Origin of the sequence: Kitasatospora sp. NPDC057512 (assembly GCF_042802135.1) — a bacterium.
Taxonomy (GTDB): Bacteria; Actinomycetota; Actinomycetes; order Streptomycetales; family Streptomycetaceae; genus Kitasatospora.
Window position 1 is genome coordinate 1 of sequence record NZ_JBHVET010000327.1, and the last position, 8,747, is coordinate 8,747.

Here is an 8,747-nt window from a genome sequence, read left to right on the forward strand (position 1 = left end):
GGAGCCGACGGTCGGGCCGTCGGATGCCCGGAGCTCAGTCCGTCACGGTGACGGTGAAGCCCTCGGGCGCCCGCAGCCGGACCGCGCCGGTGTGGTCGGTGGCCACCTCGATCGGCAGTCCGGCCACCGTCAGCCCGTCGATCCGCAGCGACTCGTACCCGGCGGGCACCCGCGCCCGGACCGTCAGCCGGCGGCCCGGCGCGTCGGCCTCCAGGCCGAGCAGCGACTGGAGGACCGTGACGGCGGAGGCGGCGGCCCAGGCCTGCGGGCGGCAGGACGCCGGGTACGGGACGGGCCGGGCGTAGTGCTCGCGCGGGTGGCCGCCGAAGAGTTCGGGCAGCCGGTGGTCGAAGCCCGCGGCGGCGCGCACCAGTCCGGCGGCCAGCGGCTCGGCGGCCTGGTGCAGTCCGGCCTTGGCCAGGCCGTGGACGGCGATGGCGCTGTCGTGCGGCCAGACCGAACCGGTGTGGTAGCCGAGCGGGTTGAAGCCGGCCGCGGCGGCGTCCAGGGTGCGCAGCCCGTAGCCGCTGTCCATGCCCGGGGCGGTGAGCCGGGCGGCGACCAGGGCGCTCTCCTCGGCGTCGAGCAGGCCGGTGCCGAGCAGGTGGCCCATGTTGGAGGCGACCGAGTCGACCCGGCGCTTGTCGCCGTCGAGGGCGACCACGGGGTAGCGGCCGTGCCCGTCCTCGGTCCAGAAGCTGTCGCGGAAGCGTGCGCGCAGCCGCTCGGCCCACTGCCGCCAGTGCTCGGCGCCGGGGCGGCCGAAGGCCTCCAGCAGGTCGGCCGCCTTGACCGCCGCCTCGTGGGCGTAGGCCTGGACCTCGCTGAGCGCGATCGGGGCGTCGGCGATCCGGCCGTCGCGGAAGCGGATGCTGTCGGAGGAGTCCTTCCAGCCCTGGTTGGACAGGCCGCTGCCGGTGCTGTCCACGTACTCCAGGAAGCCGTCGCCGTCCGCGTCGGCGTACCGCTCCAGCCAGTCGAGGGCGGCCTCGGCGTGCGGGAGGAGTTCCTCGACCTGGTCGGCGGGCAGGCCCCAGCGCCAGGCGTCGTGCAGCAGGACGAGCCAGAGCGGGGTGGCGTCGGCGGTGCCGAAGTAGCAGGGCGGCAGGTGGGCGCCGTTGTCGAGGTGCTGCCCGGCGCGGCGGACCTCGTGCAGGATCTTGCCGGGCTGCTCCTCGGTGGCCGGGTCGACGGCGCGGCCCTGACGCCGGGCCAGGGTGCGCAGGGTGCCGGCGGCGAGCTCGGTGCCGAGCGGGAGGAGCATCCGGGCCGCCCAGAGCGAGTCGCGGCCGAACAGGGTGAGGAACCAGGGCGCGCCGGCGCCGAGGAAGGTGTCGGCGGGGCTCAGCGGGTCGGTGAGCAGCAGGCCGCGCAGGTCCCGGTGGGAGCGGGCGAGCCAGTGGCCGAGGTGGTGTTCGCGGCCGGTGACCTCGGGGGTGCGCCAGGGGGCGGCGTCGGCGGGCGGGGCGGGGAAGAGGTCGCCCTCGGCGTGTTCGGCGGTGCATTCCAGGACGGCGTGCCAGGACTGGCCGGGGGCGAGTTCGATGTCGTAGCCGGCGGTGCCGGTGGCGGGGTCGAGGTGGTCGGGGGCCGGGGTGAGGGCGAGGACGGCGGTGAGCGGGCCCCGGCTCCAGCGCAGTGCGTCGTCGCCGTCGGCGCCGGGGGTCAGCGGGGTGTCGGCGCGGCCGGCCTTGACGGTGTCCATCGCGGCGAAGTCGCTCTCGGCGCGCAGGTCCAGGCGCAGCCGGGCGGTGAGGTCGCCGCCGTTGTGGACGGTGTAGCGCTCGGTGAGGCGTCCGGGGCGCAGTTCGCGGCGGCGTTCCAGGGTGGTGGCGGGGTCGGCGGTCTGCTCGGCGAGGCCGCGCAGCACGGTGACGAAGGTGGTGCTGCCGTCCGGGCCCTCGGCGGTGGCGACGGGTGCGTTGGGGACGCCGGGGACGGTGGCCTCCAGGCGGGAGAGGATCCGGCGGTCCCCGTGGAAGAAGCCGTCCGCTCCCCCGGCGAACCGGCCGTCGGGGCGGGAGGCGCAGAAGCTCGGGGCGGCCACGGAGAGCCGGGCGTCGTGCAGGAACGGCTGCAGTTCAATCGCTTCTATCGCTGACATGGTCTCTTCATCCTCTGCTGGGGGCTTGACAGTTGCTTCCACCCGGGCGCAACCTTTCTGCCGTTGGAGCGTTCCAAGACATTAACCCCCCTGGTGGGGATGATGGAACCCCGGATTGGAACGCTCCAACATTCATGTCGATGGAGACAGAACCTAGGATCGCCGTCATGCATGCACACTCATCGCCCCGGCCCAGGGCAGGGTCCGCCGTGACCCTCGAAATGGTCGCCGCCCGGGCCGGCGTGGGCCGCCAGACGGTCTCCAACGCGATCAACTCGCCCGAGCTGCTGCGCCCGCAGACGCTGGAGCGGGTCCGGCGCGCCATCGACGAGCTCGGCTACCGGCCGCACCGGGCCGCGCAGGCCCTGAAGACCAGGGCCAGTCGGCTGATCGGCTACGGCATCCGCTCCAGCAGCACCGGCGTCGCGACCCCCGTCCTGGACCGGTTCCTGCACTCGCTCTCCGAGGCCGCCGACCGGGCCGGCTACCGGGTGGTGCTGTTCGCCGTCGCCCCCGGGGACGACGAGCTCACCAGCTACCGGCAGCTGCTGGACGAGCACGGCGCGGACGGCTTCGTGCTCAGCGGCACCGACCGCGGCGACCGCCGCCAGGGCTGGCTGCACGAGCAGGGCGTCCCGTACGTCGCCTTCGGCCGCACCTGGAGCGGCCGGGACGTCGGCGACTGGGTCGACGTGGACGGCGCCGCCGGGACCTCGGCCGCCGTCCGGCACCTGGCCGGGCTCGGCCACCGCAGGATCGGCTTCCTCGGCTGGCCCAAGGGCTCCGGCGTCGGCGACGACCGCGCCCGCGGCTGGCAGAGCACCATGCGCGAACTCGGCCTGCCCACCCGGGGCCGCCGGGCCGAGAGCCCGGACGACCCGGAGCGCGCCACCGAGGCCGCCGAGCGGCTGCTCGCGGCCGGCGCGACCGCGGTCGTGGCCGCCAGCGACACCCTGGCCCTCGGCTGGTACCAGGCCCTGCGGCACGACGGCCGCACCCCCGGCCCGGAGGCGGCCGTCATCGGCTTCGACGACTCGCCGATCGCCCCCCTGCTCTTCCCCTCGCTGTCCAGCCTCGCCCAGCCGCTCGACGCGGTCGGCCGCGAGTGCATGCGGCTCCTGCTCGACCGGCTCGGCGACCGGCAACGGCCGACCGAACACGTCCTCCTGGAACCGGAACTGGTGCTCCGCGAAAGCGTGTGACACCGCTCCCCCGAGCCATCTCCCCTCCCCCCACCCACCCTCGCAAGGAGATCCCGCATGGCCACCTCCCGTACCCTCGCCGCGGCCGCCGTCTTCGCGGCCGTCGCCCTCGGCGCCGTCACCGGCTGCTCCTCCTCCGGCGGCTTCGGCGACTCGACGGCCAAGCAGTCCTCCGGCGGCAAGCAGGACCTGACGGTGCTGATCGCCACCTCCGGCGAGGCCGAGACCGCCGCGGTCAAGGCGGCCACCGCCGCCTGGGCACAGCAGACCGGCAACACCGTCACGGTGCAGATCGCCAGCAACATCAACCAGCAGCTCGGCCAGGCCTTCGCCGGCGGCACCCCGCCGGACCTCTTCTACGTCAACTCCGACCAGTTCGCGAACTACGCCAAGGGCGGCTCGCTCTACGCCTACGGCGACCGGATACCCGACGCCGCGGACTTCTCCGAGCAGCTGCGCAAGGCCTTCAGCCACGACGGCAAGCTCACCTGCCTGCCCAAGGACAGCTCCACCCTGGGCCTGGCGATCAACACCGACCTCTGGAAGCAGGCCGGCCTGACCGAGGCCGACTACCCGACCACCTGGCAGCAGCTCTCCGACGACGCCGCCAAGCTCACCAAGGACGGCGTCACGGGCCTCGTCACCGCCCCCGACTACCAGCGGGTCGGCGCCCTGCTGAAGGAGGCCGGCGGCTGGATCACCGACCCCGAGCAGAAGACGATGACCGCCGACAGCCCGGCCAACAAGCAGGCGCTGGAGTACCTCCAGTCCATGATGAAGGCCGGCTCCGCCAAGTACGTCGCCGAGGTGGACGCCGGCTGGGGCGGCGAGGCGCTCGGCAAGGGCAAGGCCGCGATGACCATCGAGGGCAACTGGCTGAAGGGGGCGATGGCCAAGGACTACCCGAACGTCCCGTACAAGGTGCTCCCGCTGCCCGCCGGCCCGGCCGGCCCCGGCACCCTGGCCTTCAGCAACTGCTGGGGCATCGCCGCCAAGAGCACCCACCAGGCCGCCGGCGTCGACCTGGTCAAGCACCTGACCAGCGCCGACCAGCAGCTGGAGTTCTCCAAGGCCTTCGGCGTGATGCCCTCGCGCACCAGCGCGCTGGCCACCTACGCCCAGCAGTACCCGGAGTCCAAGGCCTGGGTCGACGGCGTCGCCACCTCCCAGCCGCCGGTCACCATCCCCGGGTTCAACCAGGTGCTCACCCAGTTCAACACCGACCTCCAGTCGCTGAAGACCGGTGACCCGGCGGCCGTCCTGGGCAGCCTCCAGCGCAACGGCGAGCAGGCGCTCAAGAATGCCAAGTAAGAGCGCCGCCCGTACTGCCCGCACCGCCCGTACGTCCGGTACTTCTGGTACTTCCGGTACTTCCGGTACTTCCGGTACTTCCGGTACGAAGGCCGGGAGCGGCCTGCGCGAGGGAGCGTGGGGCTGGCTGTTCACCGGCCCCATGGTCCTCGTCCTCGGGCTCTTCATGGTCCTGCCCATCGCGATGGCCCTGTGGGTCAGCCTGCTGCACTGGGACGGCCAGTCCAACCCCTTCAGCGGCAGCGCGGACTTCGTCGGCCTGGACAACTACCGGCGGCTGTTCACCCAGGACGGCCTGGACCGCACCCTGTTCGCCACCTCGCTGCGCAACACCCTGTACTACGTGGTACTGACCGTGCCGCTCCAGACCGTGCTGGCGCTCTTCCTCGCCATCGCCGTCAACCAGCGGATGCTGCGCGGCCGCGGCGCCCTGCGCACGGTGTTCTACTTCCCGTCCGTCACCAGCTCGATCGCCGTCTCGACGGTCTTCCTCTTCCTCTTCCAGGGCAGCGGCGCCGTCAACCGGATGCTCGGCTGGCTCGGCGTCCAGGGGCCGAACTGGTTCGCCGACCCGCGCGGACTGGTCTGGCTGGTACTCGGCCGGTTCGGCGTCGACCAGCCCGCGCCGACCGCCGGCGGGCCGCTCGGACTCTCCTGGTCCGAGTGGTTCGCCGGGCCCTCCGTCGCGATGTCCACCCTGATCCTGATGGCGGTCTGGACCACCTCCGGCACCTTCATGCTGATCTTCCTCGCCGCCCTCCAGGACATCCCCCGCGAACTGGAGGAGGCCGCCGCCCTGGACGGCGTCAACCGCCGCCAACTGCTGCGCCACGTCACCCTGCCCGCGCTGCGGCCCGTCCTGTTCCTCGTCCTGACCCTCGGCCTGATCTCCACCTGGCAGGTCTTCGACCAGGTCTACGTGATGGGCAAGGGCGCCCCCGGCAACACCACCCTCACCCCCGCCTACCTGTCCTACTCCTCCGGCTTCGACAACGCCGACTACGGTCAGGGCGCCGCCATCGCGTTCGTCCTGCTCGGCCTGATCCTGCTGCTCACCGCCGTCCAGCGGTGGGTGCTGCGGGAACGGGACGGCAAGCCGGGGACCGGCCGGAAGGGAGCCCGCCGTGCCGCGCACTGACGCCCCGCGGGCCGAGGACCGGCCGGTCCTCGGCCGCTTCCCCCGACCGCTGCGCCTCCTCGGCTACGCGGCCCTGACCGGCTTCGCACTGGTCTACCTGCTGCCGTTCCTGCTGCAACTGGTGAACAGCTTCAAGACCGACCCGGACGCGGCCGCCCACCCGATGTCGCTGCTCCCGGACGGCGGCACCCTCGCCTCCTACCGGCGGCTGCTCGGGCTGGCGGACGGCGTGGAGAACGTCCCGTTCCTGCGCTGGCTGGGCAACAGCGTGGTGGTGACCGTCCTGGTCACGGCCGGCCGGGTGCTGTTCGACTCGATGGCGGGCTACGCGCTGGCCCGGATCAGGTTCCCCGGCCGGCGGCTGCTCTTCGGCTTCGTGCTCGCCGTCATGGCGGTGCCGGGCGTGGTACTGCTGATCCCCAAGTTCCTGGTGCTGAAGAGCTTCGGCATGTTCGACACCTACAGCGGGATGGTCCTGCCCCTGCTGGTCGACGCCGCCGGGATCTTCATCATGAAGCAGTTCTTCGAGTCGGTGCCGCGCGAGATCGAGGAGGCGGCGCGGATCGACGGCGCCGGAACCTTCCGGATCTTCTGGTCGGTCGTGCTGCCGATGTCCCGGCCCTCCCTGATCACCCTCACCGTGCTCTCCTTCCAGGGCTCCTGGAACGAGTTCACCCACTTCCTGGTCTCCACCCAGTCCAGCGACCACGACACCCTGACCACCGGACTCGCCCACTTCGTCGCCGGCGGCCTCGGCTCCGGCACCCAGTACCCGCTCAAGCTGGCGGCCGCGCTCGTCTCCACCCTCCCGGTGGCGCTGCTGTTCTTCTGCTTCCAGCGGCACTTCGTGCGCGACGCCAACTCCGGCTCGTCCAAGGGCTGACCGCGCTTCTTCCGTACCCCTTCGCTCCCATCCCTTCACTCCCATCCCTTCCGCACCACTCTGGAGAACGCCCGTGCCCGCCCGCATCGAGGACTACGCGCTGATCGGCGACATGCAGACCGCCGCCCTAGTCGGCCGGGACGGCTCCGTCGACTGGCTCTGCCTGCCCCGCTTCGACTCCCCTGCGGTCTTCGCGGGCCTGCTGGGGACCGACGAGCACGGCTTCTGGCGGCTCGGCCCCGGCGGCGGCACCGCCGCCCCGGCCGGGCCCGCCGACCGCCGCCGCTACCGGGGCGACTCGCTGATCCTGGAGCACGAGTGGGACACCGACGGCGGCACCGTGCGGGTGGTGGACTTCATGCCCCCGCGCGGTACCGCCGCCCCGCAACTGATCCGGATCGTCGAGGGCGTCTCCGGCACCGTACGGATGCGCTCCGCGCTGCGGATGCGCTTCTCCTACGGCCGGGTGGTGCCCTGGGTGCACCGCGTCGAGCAGGCCGACGGCGGCCACCGCACCGTCGCCGTCGCCGGACCCGACTCCGTCTGGCTGGACGGCGAGGCCGAGACCTACGGCCGCGACCTCACCACCTACGCCGACTTCACCGTCACCGCCGGCGAGCGGATCGCCTTCGCCCTCACCTGGCAGGCCTCCCACCTCGACGCCCCCAACGCCCCCGACGCCGAGGACATGCTCGACGCCACCGCCGACTTCTGGCACGACTGGGCCGACCAGTGCACCTACCAGGGCCCCTACCGCGAAGCCGTGATCCGCTCCCTCATCACCCTCAAGGGCCTCACCTACGCCCCCACCGGCGGCATCGTCGCCGCCCCCACCACCTCCCTGCCCGAGGACATCGGCGGCGAACGCAACTGGGACTACCGCTACACCTGGCTGCGCGACGCCGCCATCACCCTCTCCTCCCTGCTGCGCACCGGCTACCGCGACGAGGCCAAGGCCTGGCGCGAATGGCTCCTGCGGGCCGTCGCCGGCGACCCCGAGAACCTCCAGATCATGTACGGCATCGCCGGCGAACGCGAGCTCACCGAGTCCTCACTCGACTGGCTGCCCGGCTACGAGGGCTCCCAGCCCGTCCGCACCGGCAACGGCGCCGCCGGACAACTCCAACTCGACGTCTACGGCGAAGTCGTCGAAGCCCTCCACCTCGCCCACATGACCGGCCTCGTCCGCAACGACCACGCCCACCAGCTCCAACTGCGCCTGATCGACTACCTCGAGGACCACTGGCAGAACCCCGACGAGGGCATCTGGGAGGTCCGCGGCCCCCGCCGCCACTTCGTCCACTCCAAGGTCATGGCCTGGGTCGCCGTCGACCGCACCATCAAACTCCTGGAGCAGACCCCCGAGGACGAGCCCACCGGCGGCCACCTGGAGCGCTGGCGCACGCTGCGCGACACCATCCACGCGGACGTCTGCGAGAAGGGCTACGACCCGGAGCGCAACACCTTCACCCAGTACTACGGCGGCAGGGAGCTGGACGCCTCGCTGCTGCTGATCCCCCAGGTCGGCTTCCTGCCCGCCGACGACAAGCGCGTCATCGGCACCATCGAGGCCATCCAGCGCGAACTGTCCACCGAGGACGGCTTCGTCCTGCGCTACCCGACCCACGACGAGTCCGGCAACAACGTGGACGGCCTCTCCGGCCACGAGGGCGCCTTCCTGGCCTGCTCGTTCTGGCTCGCCGACGACCTCGCCATGATCGGCCGGGTCCAGGAGGCCCGCGAGCTGTTCGACCGGCTGCTCGCGTTGCGCAACGACGTCGGCCTGCTCGCCGAGGAGTGGGACCCGCGGCTCAAGCGCCAGGTCGGCAACTTCCCCCAGGCCTTCAGCCACGTCCCGCTGATCGACACCGCCCTGCGGCTGACCGCCTGCGGCGCGGCGTACCTGTCCGCCCAGCCGGACGGCCCGGCCACCGACCGGGTCGAGCGGGCCACGGTCTAGGAGCAGACCTAGCCGCGCTGCACCAGCTCGTCGTAGGTGCTGAGCACCTGGGCGACGGTGGCGGCCTCGTCCGGCCAGGTGTCGGCCTGCTGCCGGCCGGCCGCCACCTGCCGCTCGCGGCGGGCCGGGTCGGCCAGCAGGGCGCGCAC

6 protein-coding genes are annotated in these 8,747 nt (G+C 72.6%); 5 read left to right on the forward strand and 1 reads right to left on the reverse strand.

From position 1 onward, the window contains the following. Positions 1-34: 34 nt before the first annotated feature. Positions 35-2,104 carry a glycogen debranching N-terminal domain-containing protein gene (locus ACFU6K_RS21430; RefSeq protein WP_380665296.1) on the reverse strand — a complete coding sequence of 690 codons (2,070 nt, stop codon included), beginning with the start codon at positions 2,102-2,104 and terminating at the stop codon, positions 35-37. A gap of 209 nt (positions 2,105-2,313) precedes the next feature. Here ACFU6K_RS21430 and ACFU6K_RS21435 point away from each other — a divergent pair, with 209 nt between their 5' ends. From ACFU6K_RS21435 to ACFU6K_RS21455, 5 genes are all read left to right on the forward strand, one after another. After that, on the forward strand, positions 2,314-3,306 hold the full coding sequence (locus tag ACFU6K_RS21435) for a LacI family DNA-binding transcriptional regulator (protein ID WP_310593080.1): 993 nt from the start codon (positions 2,314-2,316) through the stop codon (positions 3,304-3,306). 57 nt (positions 3,307-3,363) lie between these two features. Next, positions 3,364-4,617: an extracellular solute-binding protein gene (locus tag ACFU6K_RS21440; RefSeq protein ID WP_380665298.1), complete on the forward strand. Its 1,254-nt coding sequence runs from the start codon at positions 3,364-3,366 to the stop codon at positions 4,615-4,617. 142 nt (positions 4,618-4,759) lie between these two features. Beyond that, positions 4,760-5,755: a carbohydrate ABC transporter permease gene (locus ACFU6K_RS21445; protein ID WP_380665300.1), complete on the forward strand. Its 996-nt coding sequence runs from the start codon at positions 4,760-4,762 to the stop codon at positions 5,753-5,755. Beyond that, positions 5,742-6,638, forward strand: a complete 897-nt coding sequence (locus ACFU6K_RS21450; protein WP_380665302.1) for a carbohydrate ABC transporter permease — start codon at positions 5,742-5,744, stop codon at positions 6,636-6,638. The genes ACFU6K_RS21445 and ACFU6K_RS21450 overlap by 14 nt, the downstream gene beginning before the upstream one ends. 73 nt (positions 6,639-6,711) lie before the next feature. Continuing rightward, positions 6,712-8,598, forward strand: coding sequence for a glycoside hydrolase family 15 protein (locus ACFU6K_RS21455; RefSeq protein ID WP_380665305.1), 1,887 nt, complete (start codon positions 6,712-6,714; stop codon positions 8,596-8,598). Positions 8,599-8,747: the final 149 nt, after the last annotated feature.